The sequence below is a fragment of the Archangium lansingense genome (assembly GCF_026626635.1).
Taxonomy (GTDB): Bacteria; Myxococcota; Myxococcia; order Myxococcales; family Myxococcaceae; genus Archangium; species Archangium lansingense.
Map to the genome: position 1 here is coordinate 1,807,450 of NZ_JAPNKA010000001.1, position 18,822 is coordinate 1,826,271.

12 protein-coding genes are annotated in these 18,822 nt (G+C 68.5%); 7 read left to right on the top strand and 5 right to left on the bottom strand.

Features of this window, described 5'->3' with window-relative positions:
• Window positions 1-267 precede the first annotated feature (267 nt).
• The 3 genes from OV287_RS07325 (at window position 268) to OV287_RS07330 (ending at window position 8,306) form a co-directional block, all read left to right on the top strand.
• Entirely contained in the window at window positions 268-4,368 is a 4,101-nt protein-coding gene (locus tag OV287_RS07325; protein ID WP_267533267.1) for a protein kinase domain-containing protein, read from the top strand.
• A gap of 431 nt (window positions 4,369-4,799) precedes the next feature.
• Window positions 4,800-5,513: a hypothetical protein gene (locus OV287_RS56390; protein ID WP_373371906.1), complete on the top strand. Its 714-nt coding sequence runs from the start codon at window positions 4,800-4,802 to the stop codon at window positions 5,511-5,513.
• 390 nt (window positions 5,514-5,903) lie between these two features.
• Window positions 5,904-8,306 (top strand): penicillin acylase family protein, encoded by a 2,403-nt coding sequence (locus OV287_RS07330; RefSeq protein ID WP_267533268.1) that lies wholly within the window; start codon window positions 5,904-5,906, stop codon window positions 8,304-8,306.
• 40 nt (window positions 8,307-8,346) lie between these two features.
• On the opposite strand, the gene OV287_RS07335 is transcribed toward OV287_RS07330, so the two are convergent.
• From OV287_RS07335 to OV287_RS07345, 3 genes are all read right to left on the bottom strand, one after another.
• Complete coding sequence (locus OV287_RS07335) at window positions 8,347-8,976, bottom strand: hypothetical protein (protein ID WP_267533269.1); 630 nt, start codon at window positions 8,974-8,976, stop codon at window positions 8,347-8,349.
• A gap of 402 nt (window positions 8,977-9,378) precedes the next feature.
• Window positions 9,379-10,737 (bottom strand): NAD-dependent dihydropyrimidine dehydrogenase subunit PreA, encoded by a 1,359-nt coding sequence (gene preA / locus OV287_RS07340; RefSeq protein WP_267533270.1) that lies wholly within the window; start codon window positions 10,735-10,737, stop codon window positions 9,379-9,381.
• A 6-nt stretch (window positions 10,738-10,743) separates the two neighbouring features.
• Window positions 10,744-12,090: an FAD-dependent oxidoreductase gene (locus tag OV287_RS07345; RefSeq protein WP_267533271.1), complete on the bottom strand. Its 1,347-nt coding sequence runs from the start codon at window positions 12,088-12,090 to the stop codon at window positions 10,744-10,746.
• Window positions 12,091-12,343: 253 nt separating this feature from the next.
• Between OV287_RS07345 and OV287_RS07350 the strand changes: the two genes are divergently transcribed.
• A complete protein-coding gene (locus OV287_RS07350) occupies window positions 12,344-12,646 on the top strand; it encodes an ethanolamine ammonia-lyase subunit EutB (protein WP_267533272.1) in 303 nt (100 codons plus the stop codon).
• 982 nt (window positions 12,647-13,628) lie between these two features.
• Here OV287_RS07350 and tnpC read toward each other — a convergent pair.
• Both tnpC and tnpB read right to left on the bottom strand, forming a co-directional pair.
• Window positions 13,629-15,107, bottom strand: a complete 1,479-nt coding sequence (tnpC, locus tag OV287_RS07355; protein ID WP_267533273.1) for an IS66 family transposase — start codon at window positions 15,105-15,107, stop codon at window positions 13,629-13,631.
• A gap of 15 nt (window positions 15,108-15,122) precedes the next feature.
• Window positions 15,123-15,518 carry an IS66 family insertion sequence element accessory protein TnpB gene (gene tnpB, locus OV287_RS07360; protein ID WP_267533274.1) on the bottom strand — a complete coding sequence of 132 codons (396 nt, stop codon included), beginning with the start codon at window positions 15,516-15,518 and terminating at the stop codon, window positions 15,123-15,125.
• Between the two features lie 465 nt (window positions 15,519-15,983).
• Here tnpB and OV287_RS07365 point away from each other — a divergent pair, with 465 nt between their 5' ends.
• From OV287_RS07365 to istB, 3 genes are read left to right on the top strand one after another with little or no spacing between them, the layout of a single operon-like run.
• Entirely contained in the window at window positions 15,984-16,313 is a 330-nt protein-coding gene (locus tag OV287_RS07365; protein ID WP_267533275.1) for a hypothetical protein, read from the top strand.
• Between the two features lie 9 nt (window positions 16,314-16,322).
• Window positions 16,323-17,837: an IS21 family transposase gene (gene istA / locus OV287_RS07370; RefSeq protein WP_267533276.1), complete on the top strand. Its 1,515-nt coding sequence runs from the start codon at window positions 16,323-16,325 to the stop codon at window positions 17,835-17,837.
• Window positions 17,818-18,585, top strand: coding sequence for an IS21-like element helper ATPase IstB (gene istB / locus OV287_RS07375; RefSeq protein WP_267533277.1), 768 nt, complete (start codon window positions 17,818-17,820; stop codon window positions 18,583-18,585). Before istA ends, istB begins: the two co-directional genes overlap by 20 nt.
• The last annotated feature ends 237 nt before the right edge of the window (window positions 18,586-18,822 follow it).

The window sequence follows — 18,822 nt, forward strand, 5'->3', positions numbered from 1 at the left end:
CCGGGCGGCCTCGAGACGCGGAAGCCCGTGAGCAGTCGGGACCGGACTGTTCGCCGCACACCGGATGGCCCTCTCGGCGGTGGTGGGCCACTTCACCCGGGCGCTGGAGCTGCTTTGCTCCCTTCCTCCCTCTCCCACCGGGAGAGGGGCGGGGTGAGGGTATCGGACACCCTGAGTTGGCTCACGGGTCACATCCGGGCTCCCGGAGTCCTACCTCAGAGGAGGCCCCTGTCCGGGGACGAGGAAGCGGCGCCGTCGGAGCACGGGATGAGCAGGGACGCCACACAGGAGGGAGAGCACGGGGGCCTGCCCACGAGTGGACAGCAAGCCTCCTCGGGAGCTTCGGACTTCGAGGACTCCTTCCTGCGGGAGCTGAGTGAGTCCGAGCCGCTGCATGTGCTGCCGGTACCCGGCGGGGTACTCGGGGGCCCGGATGGCCGGCGGTACACGATTCTCGAGTGGATGGGTGGCGGGGGGATGGGCCAGGTGTTCCGCGCACGCGACGAGACGCTGCGACGGGAAGTGGCCCTCAAGTTCCTGCTGCCGCGTCCGGGCTTCGAGCTGGAGGCGCTCGCGGAAGCGCGGGCGGTGGCGCGGCTGGACCAGGAGAACATCGTCCGCATCTTCGACGTGGCCGCATGGAGCGGCATCCCCGACGAGCCAGTCATCCCTTTCCTGGTGATGGAGTGCCTGGAGGGAGAGTCGCTCGCCGCGCTGCTCAAGCGGGGGCGGCTGGAGGTGCGGCGCGCGCTGGAGATTCTCGAGAGCATCACCGAGGGGCTGGCGCATGCGCACGAGCGGGGCATCGTCCACCGCGACCTCAAGCCGGGCAACGTCTTCCTCACCCGGGAGGGGACGGTGAAGCTGCTGGACTTCGGCCTGTCGCACCTGATGGCGGCCCGTGTGGGGCTCGCGCCCCACCTGCCCATGGCGGGAACGCCGGCGTACATGGCGCCGGAGCAGTGGAGGGGCGAGGCGCAGGACGCGCGTACCGACACCTGGGCGGCGGGCGTGGTGCTCTACGAGATGCTCACCGGAGGGCCGCCCTTCGTGGGTGGCACGTTGGGGGAGTTGCGTGAGCGGCTGGTGTCGGAGGAGCCGATGCCCCCGGTGCGTGCGCGCAATCCGGAGGTGCCGCCCGAGGTGGAGTCGCTCCTGGCCACGGCACTGGCCAAGGACCCGGCCCGGCGCTTCCCCACGGCTCGCGAGTTCCTGCGGGAGGTGCGCGAGCTGCGGGTCCGTCTCGCCCGGCCTGGATTCGAGGAGGCGAGGCCCAGGAGCCAGCAGCGCCGGCAGTTGGTGCTGCTCTCCTGCCAGCTCACGGGCCTGTCCGGGCTCGTGGGACAGGTGGATGCCGAGGACCTGGGAGAATTGGAGGCGGCCTTCCAGCAGGGCTGCGCGGAGGTCATCCAGCGGCATGGCGGGACCATCAACCTGTCCATGGGAGGCGAGGTGTTCGCCTGCTTCGGCTGTCCGCAGGTGCGGGAGGATGACGCGGAGCGCGCGGTGCGTGCGGCGCTGCACCTGGCCCAGGCGGTGCCGGAGCTGCTCCAGCGGAAGCTGCCGCTCCTGTCGCTCTCCGGGCTGGGCGCGAAGGTGGGCCTGCACACGGACCGGATGGTGCTGGACACGCGCGCCCTGCAGGGCGAGGCCCCGAGGGTGGTGTCCTGGCTGGCGGGTCAGGCCGAGCCCGGGGAGGTGCTCGTCAGCGAGGCGACGTGGAGGCAGGTGCGCGGGGCCTTCGAGACGGAGAGCCTCGGGGCTCGTGACTTCATGGGCCTGGCGGGGCCGGCACCCATGGAGGTCCACCGCGTGCTGCGCGAGCGGGAGGTGCGGGTCCGTTTCGACCGGACGCTGATGGCCGGTGGCCTCACGCCCCTGGTGGGGAGAGAGCCCGAGCTGCGGCGGCTTCTGGAGCTCTGGGACGGGGCGAGGGACGGGCGGGGCGCCTTCGTCCTGGTGCGCGGCGAAGCGGGCATCGGCAAATCCCGCCTCCTCCAGGAGCTGCGCGAGCGCGTGCCCCCGGAGACCGCCACGCGCTGGCGGTTCCAGTGCTGGTCGCGGCTCGGCGCCAGCGCGCTCCCTCCGGTCGCCGAGGTACTCCAGCGCCTCCTGCGCTTCTCCCCGGAGGGCACGCCCCAGCGGCACCTGGAGGAGCTGGAGGCGCAGCTGGGCGAGAGGGGCCTGCCGGAGGAGGACATTCAGTTGCTGGGATTGCTCCTCTCGCTGCCCGTGCCCGAGGGCTCTCCGGTCTACCGCTTCACCCCCGCGCGGCGGCAGGAGAAGACGTACGAGGCCCTGGTGGACGTGCTGCTGTGCATGGCGAGGCAGCGCCCGGTGCTCCTCGCCGTCGAGGATCTGCACTGGGCGGACTCCTCCTGGCTCGAGTTCCTCGCAACCCTGCTCGAGCGCCTCGAGAGTGCGCGCCTGCTCGTCGTGCTCAGTGCTCGCCCCGAGTTCCAGCCCGCGTGGCCCTCCCGCGGCGGGTTCCACCGGCTCTTCCTGGAGCGCCTGCCGGCCGGGCTCGCGATGGAGCTGGTGAGGCAAGCGGCCGGGGACCGTGAGCTGCAGGAAGAAACGGTGCGGGAGCTGGTGGGGAAGACGGATGGCATTCCGCTCTTCCTCGAGGAGATGACGCGCTGGGTGCTGGAGGGAGGGGCGCTGGCATCCATCCCGGTCACCCTGCACGAGCTGCTGCTGGCGCGGTTGGATCTGCTTCCCTCACGGCAGAAGACGCTGGCCCAGCTCGGGGCGGTGGTGGGGAGGGACTTCTCACTGGCCCTGCTGGCGGCCGTCACGGGGCGCGAGGACTCCGACCTGCGGCGTGAGCTCGGGGGGCTGGTGGAGGCGGGGTTGCTGGGGGAGGAGCGGGAGGAGACGGACGAGCCCCAGTACCAGTTCCGGCACACGCTCTTCCAGGAGGCTGCGTACCAATCCCTGCCGCGCAGCGAGAGGAGACAGCAGCACCAGCACATCGCGCGAGTGCTGGTGGCGCGCTTCCCCGCGGTGGTGGAGGCAAGGCCCGAAGTGCTCGCCTACCACTACACGGAAGCGGGAGAGCCCGCGCTGGCCATCCCCTCCTGGTATCAGGCCGGGATGCTCGCCTACAAGCGCATGGCCATACCGGAAATGGCGGGGCACCTCTCGCGGGCACAGGCACTGCTGCGCGGCCTGCCGGAGCCCCTTGGCCCCCCTGTCCAGGAGCTGCGGCTGTTGACTGGCCTGGGCTATGCCCAATCAAGGCTGCAAGGGTTCGGCTCGCCGGAAGTGACGCGGACGTATACGCGGGTCTGGGAGCTGGTGCGGCGGATGGACGAGCTCACGCCCCAGCTCGAATCGAGTCTCTGGAACATCTTCACCTTTCACCATTGCCGGGCGGAATTGCATTTGTGCCACGAGCTGGCCGAGAAGGTGGTGCGCCAGGGAGAGCGCCAGCGAAGCCCGGAACTGCTCGCCATGGGCTATCAGATGAGGGCGAGCGAGTTGGGTTCCAAGGGCCGTGTGCGGTCCGCTCTGGAGTCCAACGAGCGCGCGATGGCCTGTGCGCGCTCCGTCCCCGAGGCGCACCGGGGGAGGTTGTTGGCGAGGTCGCTGGCCCTTGCCTCCAACCTCCAATCGGTGTCAGGCAGGCTGGAGCAGGCCCGGGAGTCTGGGCGGGAGGCGCTGTCCCTGGCCCGGAGCACCGGCGAACCCTTCGTTCTGCCCGTGGTGCTGCTCTACACACTCCTTGCCTGCGTGATCCGCTGGGATGTTCAGGAAGCCCTGAGGTTGGCGGACGAGTCCCTCGCCATATCCGGCGAGCGCAGCGATTGGCTCTTGCCGGTGTGGGTGAATGCCACTCGGGGTGGGCTCCTGGTCGGGCTGGGGCAGCCTCGAGAGGGTCTGATGCTCGTGCAACAGAAAGTCACACGCTGCAGAGCCCAGGGGCTCCAGGACCTACTGCCCTACTGCCTTTTTATGCTCGCATATGCCCACCTGAAGTTGGGTCAGGCCGGCGAGGGGCTGAGGGCGGTGGACGAGGCATTGGACGAGGTGCGGGAGAAGGGAATGCTCGGCTACGAGCCCGACATGCACCGCGTGCGCGGAGAGTTGCTGCGCGTCGGGGGGCGGGAGCGCGAGGCGCGAAGCGCCTTCTTCCGTGCCCTCGCCGTGGCCCGGGAGCAGGGGGCGCTCCTCTTGGAACTGCGCGCGACGGTGGGACTGGGCCGGTTGCTGAGAGACACGGGTCGGCCGGAGGTGGCTCGGAGGCTCCTGTCGCGAATCCTCGGCCGGTTCGAGGTGGGTGTGGACTCGGCCGACCTCGCGGAGGCGAGGCTGCTGCTGGAGCAGCTCTCCGGTGGTGAGGTGCCGGGAGTGGTGAGTCCCTGAGCTGCGCCTGATGCACCATGCGCGGACCAGGGGGAAGGCACCTGGGACGTCTCACCACCCTGTCGACGCTGCTGGGGACGAGCTTCACCACGGCCGTGCGGCGCCTGAAGCGAGGGCCCCATCGACCTCTACACCACGTTCCCGTGGGAGGCCCTCTGTACGGTCAGTCGAAGGACTCGTTCCGGCTCTTGGGCTCCCGTCAGCGGCCTTCCTCTGCCTCTCTGCTCCAACCCGCTGCCCTCGCCATTGCCCCCATTCCTCTTATGGGCTGGCGGTTGAGGTCTGGCAGCATGCCAGCGCCCTCCTACTGTGGGTTCAACTGGTGCGGGGTGGTCGTGCCGAACAGCGCATTGCCGGGTACGCACGAGGTGTGAAGCGTGGGGCAGCGTCGCTCCTTGACACTCGCGCGCTGTTACGGCCACGCTGCGACGATGCCAAATACTCGTGACAGAGGCTCCCTTCGACAAGCGCTGACTGTAGTGACTGCGTTCGCGCTCCTGCTCGGCATCGGCAACGAGGCTGAGGCTCAACAAACGGGCAAAACGACCCGATACTGGGATTGTGGCAAAGGAAGCGCTTCGTGGCCTGGGAAAGCCTCAGTTACCCGTCCGGTTATCGCTTGCGCCAAGGATGGCGTCTCCGCGATCAGTCCGGATGCGCAAAGCGGGTCGAATGGTGGTACTGCCTTCGCGTGTAACAACAATCAGCCGTGGGCTGTGAATGCAAATTTGTCGTATGGGTTTGCCGCAGCTTGGGTGAGCGGCGGGTCAGAAGCCACTTGGAGCTGCGCCTGTTACGAATTGAAATTCACCAGCGGGCCCGTGACGGGCAAGACGATGGTGGTTCAGGTGGTTAATACGGGAGGGGATTTGGGTCAAAACCATTTCGACCTGCTAATCCCTGGCGGGGGTGTTGGCCTTTTCAACGCCTGTACGAGTCAGTGGGGTGCTCCAGCCGATGGTTGGGGTGCCAGATACGGCGGCGTCAGCAGTCGCGATCAATGCAGCCAGCTGCCGGCTCAATTGAGGGCGGGCTGTCAGTGGCGATTCGATTGGTTCATGAACGCGGATAATCCTACCATGAGCTTCAAGCAGGTCACCTGTCCATCCGCAATCACTAGTAAATCTGGCTGCATACGCAAGTAAGAGTAGGCGAACGTATCGTTGACCACCTGCGCGGGCCGGGTTCCTTCTGGGACTCGGCCCTTTGCTTTCTGTAGGAGTGAGCGGGCGAATCAGCCAGGTACGAGCCCGGATTGCGTGTGCACTCTGGGGGCGGGGAAGGTGTCAAAGGACTCGTGCTGACACCTCGTCTCCTACGAATCGTCTGACACCCTTCCTGGTGAGTAGCGCGGAGCGCTTCGCCTCTGGCACCCGGGTTGGCTCGTCCTCACCCGTGGAAGCGTCGCGCACATGGCAGTTCACCCCGCCCTGGGTCGCATCGTCCGGGGTCTGGGGCCCCGGTACCTTGCGCCCTCTTGTCCTCCTCACAGAACCTCCATGCACATCCAAAAAAGAAATGCCCTGAGCCGGTGGATGAAGGTCGGCCTCGTACTCGCTCTTGCGGGCTGCCCCGATCCGGGCGATGGCGGCAGCCCGGGTGCCACCTACTCGGTCAAGGTACAGCGCACGGCCTTCGGTATTCCCCACGTGCTGGCGGAGGATTACGGCAGCCTCGGCTACGGCGTGGGCTACTCGTTCGCGCAGGACAACCTCTGCTCGCTCGCTGAGGAGATCGTCACCGCCACCGGGAAGCGGGCGCTCTACCTTGAGCCCAGCCAAGCCAACATCCTCAGTGACGTCTTCTACACCTGGCGCAACCGGCAGGAGACCCTCACCGCCTTCCTGAATGCGCGGCCCGCGCAGGTGCGGGCCGCCATCCGTGGCTACGCCGCAGGCTATAGCCGCTACGTGCGTGACACGGGGCCCGCGAACGTCGACGCGCGCTGTGCCGGCTCCCCGTGGGTGCGAGAGATCTCCGAGCTGGACCTGGCGGCCGTCTATAACAGGGCCGCTACGCGGGGCGGCCTGCTCAACTTCACCGACGCCATCGTCAGCGCGCACCCTCCGACGGGTACAGGGGGGGGCGGCGTTGGGCCAGCCCCCCGCATCTCGACGCTCGCTTCGAGTGCGACTCCGCTGATCGATCTGGCACGCATCAACCAGGAAGGGGACTTCACGGGTGGCAGCAACGCCTACGCCTTTGGCGCGGAGGCGAGTGAGAATGGTCGCGGCCTGCTGCTGGGCAACCCGCATGAGCCCTGGCAGGGCGTGCAGCGCTTCTACCAGTTCCATCTCACCCTGCCGGGCGAGCTGGACGTGATGGGCGCGGGCCAGCAGGGACAGCCCTTCGTCAACATCGGCTTCAACAAGGATGTGGCCTGGAGCCACACCGTCTCCTTCGCACGGCGATTCACCCTCTACCAGCTCCAGCTCGTCGAGGGGCAGCCGCTCAAGTACATCTATCGCAACGCCAGCGGCGAGACCGAGCAGCGCTCCATTGAGCGCCACGAGGTCACCGTGGCGCTGCCGAACGGCGGGAGCCACACCGGCGTCATCTACACCTCCCACTATGGGCCCATGGTGGAGCTGAACTCGCTCTCCAACCAGCTGCCTGCCTGGGGGACGAACAACGTTGCCTTCTCCATCCGCGATGCGGCCGGCGAAAACCTGCGTGGCATCGAGCAGTGGTGGCGGATGAACCAGGCCACCAGCGTGGCGGACCTCGAGCAGAAGGTGAGGACCCTCATGGGGCTGTCCTTCATCAACACCATCGCCGCCGACCGGGAGGGCAACGCGCTGTACGCGGACCTCTCCACCGTGCCTCACGTCACCCAGGAGAAGTTCACGGCATGCATGGGCTCGAACCCCATCCGGCAGGCGCTCGCCAGCATGGGGCTGCCGGCGCTAGACGGCAGCACGGCCGCCTGCGAGTGGGGGAGCGACGCGGACTCGCCTCAGCAGGGCACCTTCGGTCCGGGCAACCTGCCCGTACTGACCCGGCGCGACTACGTCACCAACTCCAACGACAGTTACTGGCTCAGCAACCCACAGGCCCCCCTGACCGGCTTCTCGCCGCTGATGCGGAGCCAGATGCTGCAGCCCGAGACGAGCGAACGCTCTCTGCGCACGCGCATGGGGCTGGTGCAGGTCCAGGACCGTTTCAGCAACGCCGACGGGCTCGGTGGCAACCTGTTCTCCCCCGAGAAGTTGCAGGCGGTGTTCTTCGGGAATCGCAGCTATGCGGCGGAGCTGGTGCTCGACCAGGTGCTCGCCGACTGCCATGGCGCGGACGAGGCAACCCGTCGGGCCTGGCCGGCCTCTGGCGGGCAGACCGTGGACGTGACGGCCGCCTGTGCCGCACTCGCGGCCTGGGACCGGACGAACAACATCGATAGCCGCGGGGCGCACGTCTTCCGCGAGTTCTGGCGGCGCGTGACGAATCCGGTATGGGCGGTGCCATTCGATGCCAGCAAGCCCGTCGAGACCCCGAACACGCTGGTCATCAACGCCGCGACGCGGGCGGCACTGGGGGACGCGGTGCGCCTTTTTCAGCAGGCCGGGGTGGCGATGGACGCCACGCTGGGCAGCCTGCAGTACGTGACCGCCGACGGCACGCCCCACGGTGAGCGCATCCCCATGCATGGAGGGCTGCACGGCGAGGGGGTCTTCAACGTCGCCACCACGCCAGGGCCGAATGCCAAGGGTGAGTACACGCCCGTCATCCAGGGCCCCACCTATATGCAGATTGTCACCTTCGATGACGCGGGTCCGGTCGCCACCGCCCTGCTCGGCTTCTCTCAGTCCGCCGACCCGGCCAGTCCCCACTACGTGGATCAGACCCGTCGCTACTCGCGCAAGGAGTGGGTAGCGCTGCCCTTCTCATCCGAGCAGGTGCAGCAGGCGGCCCTGGGCGAGGCCCTGTACCTGAAGGAGTGACTCCAAAAACTTCGTGGACACGTGGCTCCGGCTCTTCTCGTCAGAACGTCCCGGCGATTCCGTTGGGCGCAAGAGAGAACGTCACGGGCGGTTGTCCATGGTGAGCCTTGGTTTGGAATGCCGGGAGGACGTGCGCCTTCGGAGAAGAGTCAAGCAGCATCCACAGGGCAAAAGCAGTGAGCGGGACGGAGACACCGCCCGTAATCAGCCCAGCCGTGCACATTCCTCCGCGCTCCTGCACCTGGCTACACCCGACCGCGGTGAACGTGATGGCCGTGACCACGCCCATGCCTCCAAGCGTGGTGAAGACGATTCCATTCACTCGTTTCGCATACGAAGTGCCCTCTGCCACCAGAATGGCGTGGCGCGCCCGCAGCGCTTCCCGGCCGACACCGGGGATGAAGAGCTTGTCACCATTCCCCGATTTCAAAACCAGATGCTGCCGCGGGCTGAACCACTGCGTGCACGGCGTGGTGCAGACCAGGTCCCTGCCGGCGTAGACGTCCCAAACCTGATCTTCAGGCTCCGAGACGACGCTCACCGAGACCATGCCCGGCGGCGGTTCCTCGACAGGCCCGTCCTCGGCCGAATGTGGAACGGCGACGTGCCGGATGCAACCGGGCAGCACTGAGCTGAGGAACAGGGGAACGAACAGGGTGAGTGCGCGCATGAACTGGACCCTTCTCATGTGAATGCGTGGGCACCGGACAGGCCGTGGATGGTGTCAAAGGACTCGTTCTTCGACCTTACCCAGATTTTGAAGCGCGCTCAGCCCGTCGGCCTGCTTGCGCATGTCGCACGGCTCCTTCGCCACCCAGATTCTTACTCCCTCCGGTAGCTTCAGCACCCCTCCACCTCCTTCACCGCCCGCAGGACACGCTCCACCAGCGCCTGGCTGGCTCCCGCCTCCACTCGCACTCCTGATGGCCCCTGCCGATGAGAGCAGGGGGCGCCTGGCTGACTGGCTACGCGCAAAGCCGACGGGCGCCTGGAGAGCCTGAAGACCCGACGGTGAAGCGAGAAGCGGATGGGGTTTTTATGAAATCTCCATCAACAAGCGTACGCGGTAACATCAAGAAAGCCCCCCAGGGACATGATCGGTTCCCTTGGCGATGCGGTCGGTCCAGCTCTCACGAGGCTTCCCGTTGGGGACCTCCACCATGCTGATGCAGCCGGGCACCGGGCAGATGAGGTGGCAGAGGTTGCAGCCGATGCACTCCGGCTCGTCCACGAAGGGGACGCGGGCGCCAGGGAGTCCACCCCGGGCCGTCACCGGGCGCTGGGGGATGTGCTCGGGGATGTGCGTGTGCCCGGCGCGGCGCGCCTCCTCCTCGGAGCGCCCTGGCAGGTGGATGCACTGGTGCGCACCATCCATGCAGGCCACGTAGCAGAGCTGGCAGCCAATGCACTTGTCCACGTCGATGTTGGCCACCACCTGGTAGGACAGATCCAGCTCGCCCCACTCCCGGTACTGGGGGATGGCGCGGCCGCGCAGCTCATTGACGGACTTCATCCCGCGTGAGTCCAGGAAGTCCGACAGGCCCTCGAGCATGTCCTCGATGATGCGGAAGCCATGGTGCATGACGGCGGTGCACACCTGCACCGAGGTGGCGCCCAGGGCGATGAACTCGGCCGCGTCCCGCCAGTTGGAGATGCCGCCGATGCCCGACAGGGCCAGCTTGCCGCACTGGGGGTGGCGGGCGAGCTGCGCCAGCAGGTGGAGGGCGATGGGCTTGACGGCCGGGCCGCAGTAGCCCCCGTTGGTGGCGGCGTCCCCGACCCGAGGCAAGGGGCTCATCCGCTCCAGGTCCACCCCCATGAGGGACTTGACGGTGTTGATGAGCGAGAGCGCTGGCACGCCCGCGCGCAACGCCGCCTCACCGGGCTCGAGGATGTCGCCCACGTTGGGCGTGAGCTTGACGATGACGGGGACGCTGGCGAACTCCACGGCCCACCGGGCGATCTCCTCGAGCACCTTGGGCTCGGCGCCCACCGCCGAGCCCATCCCCCGCTCGCACATGCCGTGCGGGCAGCCGAAGTTGAGCTCCAGCATGTCCGCCCCGGCGTCCTCGGAGCGCTGGATGATCTCCCGCCACTCCTCTCGGGTGTTCACCATCAGCGAGGCGACGAGGGTCTGCCGGGGGTAGCGCTTCTTCACCTCGCGTATCTCGCGCAAGTTCACGTCCAGCGGGCGGTCAGTGATGAGCTCGATGTTGTTGAGCCCCATCAGTCGGGCATTGCCGTAGTCGAGGCCACCGAAGCGGCTGGACACGTTGACGATGGGGTTGCCCAGCGTCTTCCACACCGCGCCACCCCAGCCGGCGTCGAAGGCCCGCATCACCTGGCCCGCGGTGTTGGTCGGCGGGGCCGAGGCGAGCCAGAAGGGGTTGGGGCTGTGGATGCCGCAGAAGTCGATCGAGAGCTCGGCCATCGTCTGTCACTCCCCCATCAGGTAGCGGTGCATGGACTGGACGGCGAGCCTGGCTTCCGCGACGGCGTTGACGACCTCCTTGCCGCCGTTGACGCAGTCACCCCCGCTCCAGACCTTCGGGTTGCCGGTCCGGTGGGTGAGGGGCTCCACCTTCACCCGGCCCTGGGCGTCCAGCTCCACGCCCGGGAAGGCGAGCGACACGCGGGGCGCGCGCTCCTGACCGATGGCCACCGCGACGAGGTCCGTCAGCAGCTCCTCCGTGTCCGGCAGGGGCTTGCCGTCCCGGTTTGTCGCCAGCAGCCGCACCGCCACCACCTTGCCTTCCTGGCGGAGCACCTCCAGCGGCTGACGGTTCTCCAGCAGCCGCACTCCATCCAGGCGTGCGCCCGCCAGCTCATGGGCATAGCCGCTCATCTCCTCCTCGGAGCGCCGGTAGACGAGCGTCACCTTCACGCCCAGCAGCGCCAGCTCGTGGGCCATGTCGAGGGCGGTATTGCCTCCGCCGACAACCGCGGCCCGTCGCACCCCTTCCAGTCGGAGCCCGGGTTCCGCCTTGATGCGCTCGATGAGGTGCAGGGCGCCGTGGACACCCTCGCCCGCTTCGCCGGGAATGCCCAGGTGCGAGTCCACGCCCAACCCCAGGCCGAGGAAGACGGCGTCATGGGACTCCAGGAGCTCGGCGGCCGTCACCTGGCCCGGCCCCGAGGCCCGCTCCACCACCTCCACCCCCGTCCGCAGTTCGATGCGCCCGAGCGAGAGCACCCACTCCAGCTCCCGGAGTGCCTCCGGGCCCTTCAGCTTGTAGGGGGCGATGCCCAGGGAGTCGAGGCCGCCTGGCAGTGCCTGGCGCTCGAAGAGGGTGCACGTGTGCCCCTCGAGCGCGAGCAGGCCCGCGGCGGTGATGGAGGCGGGGCCGGAGCCCACCAGCGCCACCCGCTTGCCCGTGGATGAGCGAGCCTGGAAGAGCGTGGGGCCCTGGGCCAGGGTGGTCTCCACCGCATAGCGCTGCAGCCTCCCGATGGCGATGGGCTCGCGCCCCCACGCTTTGTAGACGCAGGCGCCCGCGCACAGCACCTCCACCGGGCAGACCTGGCCGCAGCTCTGCCCGAGCAGGTTGGCCGAGAGGATGGTCCGTGCCGCGCCCTTGAGGTTCCCGGTGCCAATCTTCCGGATGAAGGTGGGGATGTCGATGGTGGTGGGGCACGCCTGGATGCAGGGGGCGTCGGAGCAGTACAGGCAGCGGGTGGCCTCCGCCATGGCCTCGGCCTCGTCGTAGAGAGGCTTCTTGTCCTCGAAGCCCTCCTCCAGCCGACCCGGCGGGAACTGCCAGTGCTTGGGCGCGAGCATCGTCATGACCCACCCCTCCTCCATGAGGATCAACCTGCCGTCCTCGCGGCTGATTTCATTTTCAATGTCAGACAGGGCCGCCTGGTCTGTCGTGTCAGGGCTCCACGTGGAATTCCCGCGAGTCTTCAGTCTGGATGAGGTGCTCCCGGCGGCCCGTTCTGGTCCACAGAGGGGTGGCCATATGAAGACGATGTATCGGATGCAGCCTCGGCGTGCGCCGTCACGAGCCCTCGCTCCGGCGCCCGAGGGACAACGCTGCATGCCGATCGCTCTCCTGGGGTGTAAGGAGGAGCAGCCGCCCGCGCCCCCGCCGGGCGTATACATCCCCTCGGTGAAGGCGGGGGAGAGCGTTTTCGGCTACCTCGCGCGCACCCGAGGTGGCTTCGACTTGCCCCTCTACCGGCAGCTCATCGGCGCGGCCAACGAGTACAAGGAGGGCGACGAGGCCGCGGGACTGGCCGCCGCGGATGCCACTTCGCGCGCCAACGCGCGCCTCTTGCTGCGGCCCGAACTCACAGTCCCGCTGCCTGAGGGCCCGGACCCGCTCGGCCGGCGCGCGTGAGACACTCCTCGGCCGAGGTCGAAGAGGCGATCCGCCGCCTCGTTCCGTGGTTCCTCCAGGCGTGGGAGCGGGTGGCGGCTTGGGGATCAGGCGCTGGGCTCCCCCAAGCAGGTGCGGAGGAGGCGAGCGTGGCGCTTGAAGCAGCGGCCAGGAAGGAGCCGATGAAGGAGAGGACGTCGGGAGTGGACTGGGCGGAGGTGCTGAGGAAGACGTTCGACTTGGACGTGTTCGCCTGCGTGAGGTGTGGAGGCAGGCGACGGGTTTTGGCGTACGTGACGGCAACCCGGTGGGGTACGCGCCATTCTGGAGCACCTGGGGCTGCACACGTCGAGGGCGAGCTAGGCTAAAGCCCAGGGGCTCGCCCAGCGCGCGTGGTGTTGAGCCCCAAGCCGTCACGCTGCCCCACAAGCCCACGCTCCTTGCCGCCCCCCATGCTGGGTGGGCCGCTTGGGCCGGCGTGTGCCTCAAGAGGGCTGCAGCGCCTCTCCTCCGGCCCGGCGCACAGCCCTGGCGGCCCCCCTCAGCGGCCTTCCTCGCCCCCTCCGCTCCATCCCTCACCCTCAACAGGGCCCCATCCCGCCTTCTGTGAAGCGGCCCCCCGATGCAGGCACCTCGCCCTGTTTCACTTTCAACAACAGACACCCCTACCCAAATACTTTCCTTCGGCCCCTCGTCGCCGCGGCCGCGCCCGCCTCGCCCTTGGCCCCACGTGTGGGGGCGGGCGCGGCCGCGGCGACGACCCCAAGGGGCAGTGCCTCCTGTGCGCCCTCTGGCTTACAGCTTCCTCTCCGCGAGGTCTCTTCATCCTTCTGTTCGCGCTCAACCGAGGGCGGGCTGTGCCGCCGGCGCATGGGGAGATTCGTATCCGTCCGGCGGACGACGTGCTGAGGGAGCTTGAGGGCGGACGAGGGCCGTGCTCGGCGGAGGGCGCGAGCTGGCTGGTGGCAATGAGCAGGGCGGGCGGGCACGAGCGCAGGAGCGCTCAGGAGGAGTCCGCGGCGCGCAGCCGCTTCCACTCGTGCGGCAGCAGCTCGTCGAGGCGCGAGTTGGGGTGCGTCTGCACGCGCAGCAGCAAGTCCGCCAGGTACGTCTCGGGGTTGATTCCGTTCGCCTCGCAGGTGGCCACCAAGGCGTAGAGGCCCGCGAGATTTTCACCCGCCGCCTCGTGCCCGACGAAGAGGAAGTTCTTGCGGCCCAGCGCGGCCTTGCGCAGCGCGGCTTCCGAGCGGTTGTTGTCCAGTGGCAGCCGCTCATCATCCACGAAGCGGCAGAGGGTCTCCCACTGGTTGAGAGCGTAGGCGATGGCCTGTCCCATGGGTCCCTTGGGCAGGTGCAGCGGTTTCTGCTCCGTGAGGTAGGTGTGCAGTGCCTCCAGCACGGGACGGCTCTTGTTCTGGCGCAGGGCGCGGTGGGCGAGCGTGCGCACCACGCCGGCCTGGAGCGCCTCATGTTCCACCCGGTACAGCGCCAGGATGGAGTCGAGCACTGTCTGGGCCTCGGGCGTCTTGGAGAGCGCGTCGAAGAACTTGCGGCGCACGTGCGACCAACAGCCAACACGCACCCGGCCCTTGGGCATCGTCACCGTGTTGTAGCCGGTGTACGCGTCCACCACGAGGCGGCCCGTGGTGCCCCCCAACACATCCTTGGGCGTCTTGCCCGCCCGGCCCATGCTGAAGCGATAGCCAATGAGCCATTCGCCCTTTTCATTCCAGGTGAGGAATGTCCACAGGTAGCCCAGGCTCGCCTTCTTCACGTCCAACACACGCACGGGCGTCTCGTCAGCCCACACCACCTCGGCGCGAGCAATGTGTTGCAACAGACGCACTGAAACCGGCGACAGCACCTCGGCCGCCAGGTGGAACAAGTCCGTCAAGGTGCTGCGGCTCATGGGCACTCCGCCGCGCTCCAGCCTCTGTGCCAGGCGGTGCAAGGGCATGGAGTCGGCGCACTTGGAAGCCACTACGTGGGCGATGAAGCCAGGCCCGTACTCGCCCCTGTCCACCACCTTCGGCGGTGCGGGCGCCATCACCACGCCCTTTCCGCAGGCGCACGCCAGCGTCTGCTGCACATGCACCTGCTTCTCGAAGCGGGCCGCAATGTACTCGTACACCACCGTGGTGCGCCCCTGTCCCAGCGGCTTGAGCTCGTCGCTGCCACACGCGGGGCAAATGCGCTGCGCCTCGGGCACCAGGTGGTGTACCTCGCGAGTGGGTGCCTCGGCCCGGCGTGCCGCTCGCTGCCGCCGCTTCTCCAGTGCCTGCTGCCGACGTGTCTCGGTGTCCGCGCCAGCCTGCTGGTGTCGCAACTGCTGCTGCACCGTCGGCATCCGTTCGCTCTTCTTACCGAAGACGCGCTTCTCCAGCGCCGCCACCTTCGCCTCGAGCACCACCTGCCGCTGGTGCAACTCCTCGGCCTCCTCGCGCCAGGGGCAGAAATGGTCCGGGGGAAGGTAGCGAGCCATGCCCCCGCCAACACACTACCGGGGCGGTAACGTTTCCGGGGCGACTTCCGAGGAAGGCTGGCGGCCAGGAGTCCAGGCGCGCGGGCGCTCCACTCGCTGCACATCGATGCCGTCCAGAAGCATGGTCAGTTGCGTGGCGTCCAGTTGCACCGCCCGGGCCTCGGCATCCACCATCGGCAGGCGGAAGCGGCCCGTCTCCAGGCGCTTGTAGTAGAGGACAAAGCCCCCGCGGCTGAAGGTGAGAATCTTCACCCTGTCGCCCTTGCGGCTGACGAAGACGAAGAGGTGGCCCGAGTACACATCCTCGCCCCAGCCGGTGCGCACCAGCCCCATCAGCCCGTCAATGCTGTTCTCCATGTCCACCGGCTGCGTGGCCAGCAGAATCCTCACCGAACCCGGCAGCGTCAGCACGCTTTGCGCTCCAGCGCGGCCACCAGTCTGGCCACGTACTCCACATCCGTGTTGATGGTCACCAGGAAGCGCAGGTTCCTGGTCATGGGTCGCCGGGAGTTGCCTGACTTCAAGACCACTCCCTGAGATGGGTGTGGCCGAGAAGTTGAGGGGGGGAGAGTGCGCCGGTGGAGTCCACGGTCGCGCGCGTCCTGAAAAGACGGAAGGCCCACCAGTAGCGGCTGGAGGGCCCTCCTTGGAGGCGCGCCCTGGTGTGCGAGAGGGGCGAGCCGGTGAGCAAGAGGTAGCGCACTCCGGGGCGCGGCGCCAGAAGCAGGCGCGTGCGAGGAGCCCCCGTTGGAGGCGCTGCGCTTCGTGGTGTGCGGCCGGCCCGAGTGCCGGCAGGTGTTCTTCCTCTGCTCTGCGTGCGACCGTGGCCAGCGCTACTGCGGGCCGCCGTGCAGTCGAAGGGCGCGGGCGGAGTCAATGCGCGCGGCTGGTGCGCGCTACCAGCGCACCCGGGACGGACGGCACGCACATGCCGCGCGGCAGGCGGCCTGGCGGGAGCGGCGGCGAGAGAAAGTGACGCATCAGTCTCCCGCTGCCGCGGCGCGGACAGCCAGTGTGCCCGTCGCGCCGGCCCCGGCCGCCACGCAGGTGGCCGCGGAGCCGAGCGCAGCGAGGCCACTGCCGCATGCACCGCCGCCATCCATCCCCGCCTGCACCTGGTGCGGGCGTCAGAGTCCCTTCCTGCGCCACACCACCCTTGCGCGCACCCACGTGGGCCGGCGCTTCAGGGCTGCCCGTCCGCCGTGAGGTGGGCCCATGATTTCCCCCGAGCTCGCCGCCCGCATCCGCCGACTGCACTTCGCCGAGCACTGGAAGGTGGGCACCATCTGCTCCGAGCTGGGCGTGCACCACGACACCGTCCGGCGCGCCCTGACGCTCGAGCGCGTCAGCGGCACGGGGGTGAAGTCCGTCAGGCCCACGCTGCTGGATGCCTACAAGGGCTTCATCCAAGCCACCCTGGAGGCCCACCCACGCCTCACCGCCATGCGCCTCTTCCACATGGTGAAGGCGCGCGGCTACGTGGGTGGCCCGCTCCAGGTGCGCCGCTACGTGCGCACGGTGCGTCCCACCTCTCGCGCCGAGGCCTTCCTGCGCCGCAGCACGCTTGCGGGCGAGGAGGCCCAGGTGGATTGGGGGCACTTCGGCACGCTGCCCGTGGGTAACACGCGCCGCCCTCTGTGCTGCTTCGTCATGGTGCTGGGCCACAGCCGCGCCCTCTATGCGCGCTTCTTCCTCGACATGACGCTGGAGAGCTTCCTCAAGGGCCACGTGCTGGCCTTCCAGGCGCTGGGGGGCGTGCCGCGCGCGCTGCTGTACGACAACTTGAAGTCCGTGGTGCTCGAGCGCGCCGGAGACGCCATCCGCTTCCACCCGCGCCTGCTGGAATTGGCTGGCCACTACCACTTCGCACCCAAGCCCTGCGCCCCCTACCGCGGCAACGAGAAGGGCAAGGTGGAGCGCACCATCCGCTACCTGCGCGACTCCTTCTTCGCCGCGCGCACCTTTAGCGGCGTGGATGACCTCAACGCGCAAGCGGCGCGGTGGGCGGCCGAGGTGGCCCACGCGCGCCAATTGCCCGGCGACGTCACCGGGCGCACCGTCGCCACGGCCCTCGAGGAGGAACGCCCGCGGCTGCTGCCCCTGCCCGCACACCCGTTTCCCACGGACGTGGTGCGCCCCGTCGCCTCCGGCAAGACGCCCTACGTGCGCTTTGACTCCAACGACTACTCCATTCCACACACCCTGGTGAAGAAGCCCCTCACCCTCGTGGCCTCCGAGACACGCGTGCGCGTGCTGGACGGCTCCCAGGAGGTGGCCTCCCACCCGCGCTGCTTCGAGAAGGGCCGCACCCTGGAGCAGCCCGGCCACCTCGCCGCTCTCGCCGACGCCAAGGCCCGCGCGCACGAGCTGCGCGGCCGGGACTTGCTGCGCGCCTCCTGCCAGCAGGCGGAGGGCTTCCTCGCGGCCCTCGCCCAGCGCGACCTCTCGCTGTCACACCACACTGCTCAATTGCTGAAGTTACTTACGCTCCACGGCGCACGCGCCCTGGATGAGGCCCTCGCCGAGGCCCTGCGCAAGGGGGCGGTGAGCGCCCCCGCCGTGGCCCACCTCCTGGAGCAGCGCGCTCGCCGCCAGCGTCAGCCTCCACCACTCACCGTGGTGCTGCCGGATGACCCGCGCATCGCCGCCTCCCGCACCCGCCCCCACTCCCTCGCCGACTATGACCGCCTCCTTAACAAGGACTCCGCCGATGACGACTCCACTCGCTGACCGCCTGGCCTCCCTCGGGCTGCACGCCACCTCCCAGGGCCTCGCGGACCTCATCGCCCGCGCCACGAAGGCCAGATGGGGCGCTACCGAGTTGCTGGAGCACCTGGCCGACGAGGAGCAGAAGGAACGCGGCCGCAGAAGTCTCGAGCGGCGCCTGTCTCGCAGCCGCCTTGGCCGCTTCAAGCCCATGGCGGACTACGACTGGGGATGGCCCAAGAAGATTGACCGCGAGGCCGTCGAGTCCGCCTTGCGCCTGGATTTCCTGGAGCGCGCGCGCAACGTCGTCATTGTCGCCCCTCAGGGACTGGGCAAGACGATGATCGCGCAGAACATCGCCCACCAGGCCGTCCTCAAGGGGCACTCCGCTCTCTTCGTCACCGCCTCCCAGTTGCTGCTCGACCTGGGCGCCCAGGACACCAGCCGCGCACTGGACCGCCGCCTGCGCCACTACACCAGCCGCACCAGCCTGCTCGTCATCGACGAGATGGGCTACCTCGCCTACGACGCGCGCAACGCGGACCTCCTCTTTCAAGTCGTGGCGCGCAGGTATGAACAACGCTCATTGGTGATGACCACGAATCTGGCGTTTTCGGACTGGCCGACCATTTTTCCCAACGCCGCGTGCGCCACCGCGCTGATTGACCGCGTCATCCACCACGCGGACGTCCTCGCTATCGAAGGCGAGAGCTACCGCCGCCGCGAGGCCGAGGAGGCCGCGACGACCAGGAGGGCGAAGTCCAAGCGCTGAGCCTCACCTCGGACCGGGATGCCGGACCCCCGGCACACCTCCAGCGTCCCAGTCCAAATTTCCGCGTTTCCTCGTGAACGCCAACAATCCGTGCCCGCCACGAAGCGCACCCGCTCACCGCTACCCAGCAGCACCTCCAGGCTCGCCCCCGTGCCCGCCACCGGGGCTGTCGCCGTCATCACCTGCACCGGCAGTAATCGCACGGGCTGGGCCGGCGTCGCCCTCTGCTGGTGCCTG

What these genes read in the sequence shown, in the direction of transcription:
- OV287_RS07325 (WP_267533267.1), top strand. Translation starts at nt 268, where the DNA reads ATGAGCAGGGACGCCACACAGGAGGGAGAGCACGGGGGCCTGCCCACG.
- OV287_RS56390 (WP_373371906.1), top strand. Translation starts at nt 4,800, where the DNA reads ATGCCAAATACTCGTGACAGAGGCTCCCTTCGACAAGCGCTGACTGTA.
- OV287_RS07330 (WP_267533268.1), top strand. Translation starts at nt 5,904, where the DNA reads ATGAAGGTCGGCCTCGTACTCGCTCTTGCGGGCTGCCCCGATCCGGGC.
- OV287_RS07335 (WP_267533269.1), bottom strand. Translation starts at nt 8,976, where the DNA reads ATGCGCGCACTCACCCTGTTCGTTCCCCTGTTCCTCAGCTCAGTGCTG.
- preA (WP_267533270.1), bottom strand. Translation starts at nt 10,737, where the DNA reads ATGGCCGAGCTCTCGATCGACTTCTGCGGCATCCACAGCCCCAACCCC.
- OV287_RS07345 (WP_267533271.1), bottom strand. Translation starts at nt 12,090, where the DNA reads ATGACGATGCTCGCGCCCAAGCACTGGCAGTTCCCGCCGGGTCGGCTG.
- OV287_RS07350 (WP_267533272.1), top strand. Translation starts at nt 12,344, where the DNA reads ATGCCGATCGCTCTCCTGGGGTGTAAGGAGGAGCAGCCGCCCGCGCCC.
- tnpC (WP_267533273.1), bottom strand. Translation starts at nt 15,107, where the DNA reads ATGGCTCGCTACCTTCCCCCGGACCATTTCTGCCCCTGGCGCGAGGAG.
- OV287_RS07365 (WP_267533275.1), top strand. Translation starts at nt 15,984, where the DNA reads ATGCGCGCGGCTGGTGCGCGCTACCAGCGCACCCGGGACGGACGGCAC.
- istA (WP_267533276.1), top strand. Translation starts at nt 16,323, where the DNA reads ATGATTTCCCCCGAGCTCGCCGCCCGCATCCGCCGACTGCACTTCGCC.
- istB (WP_267533277.1), top strand. Translation starts at nt 17,818, where the DNA reads ATGACGACTCCACTCGCTGACCGCCTGGCCTCCCTCGGGCTGCACGCC.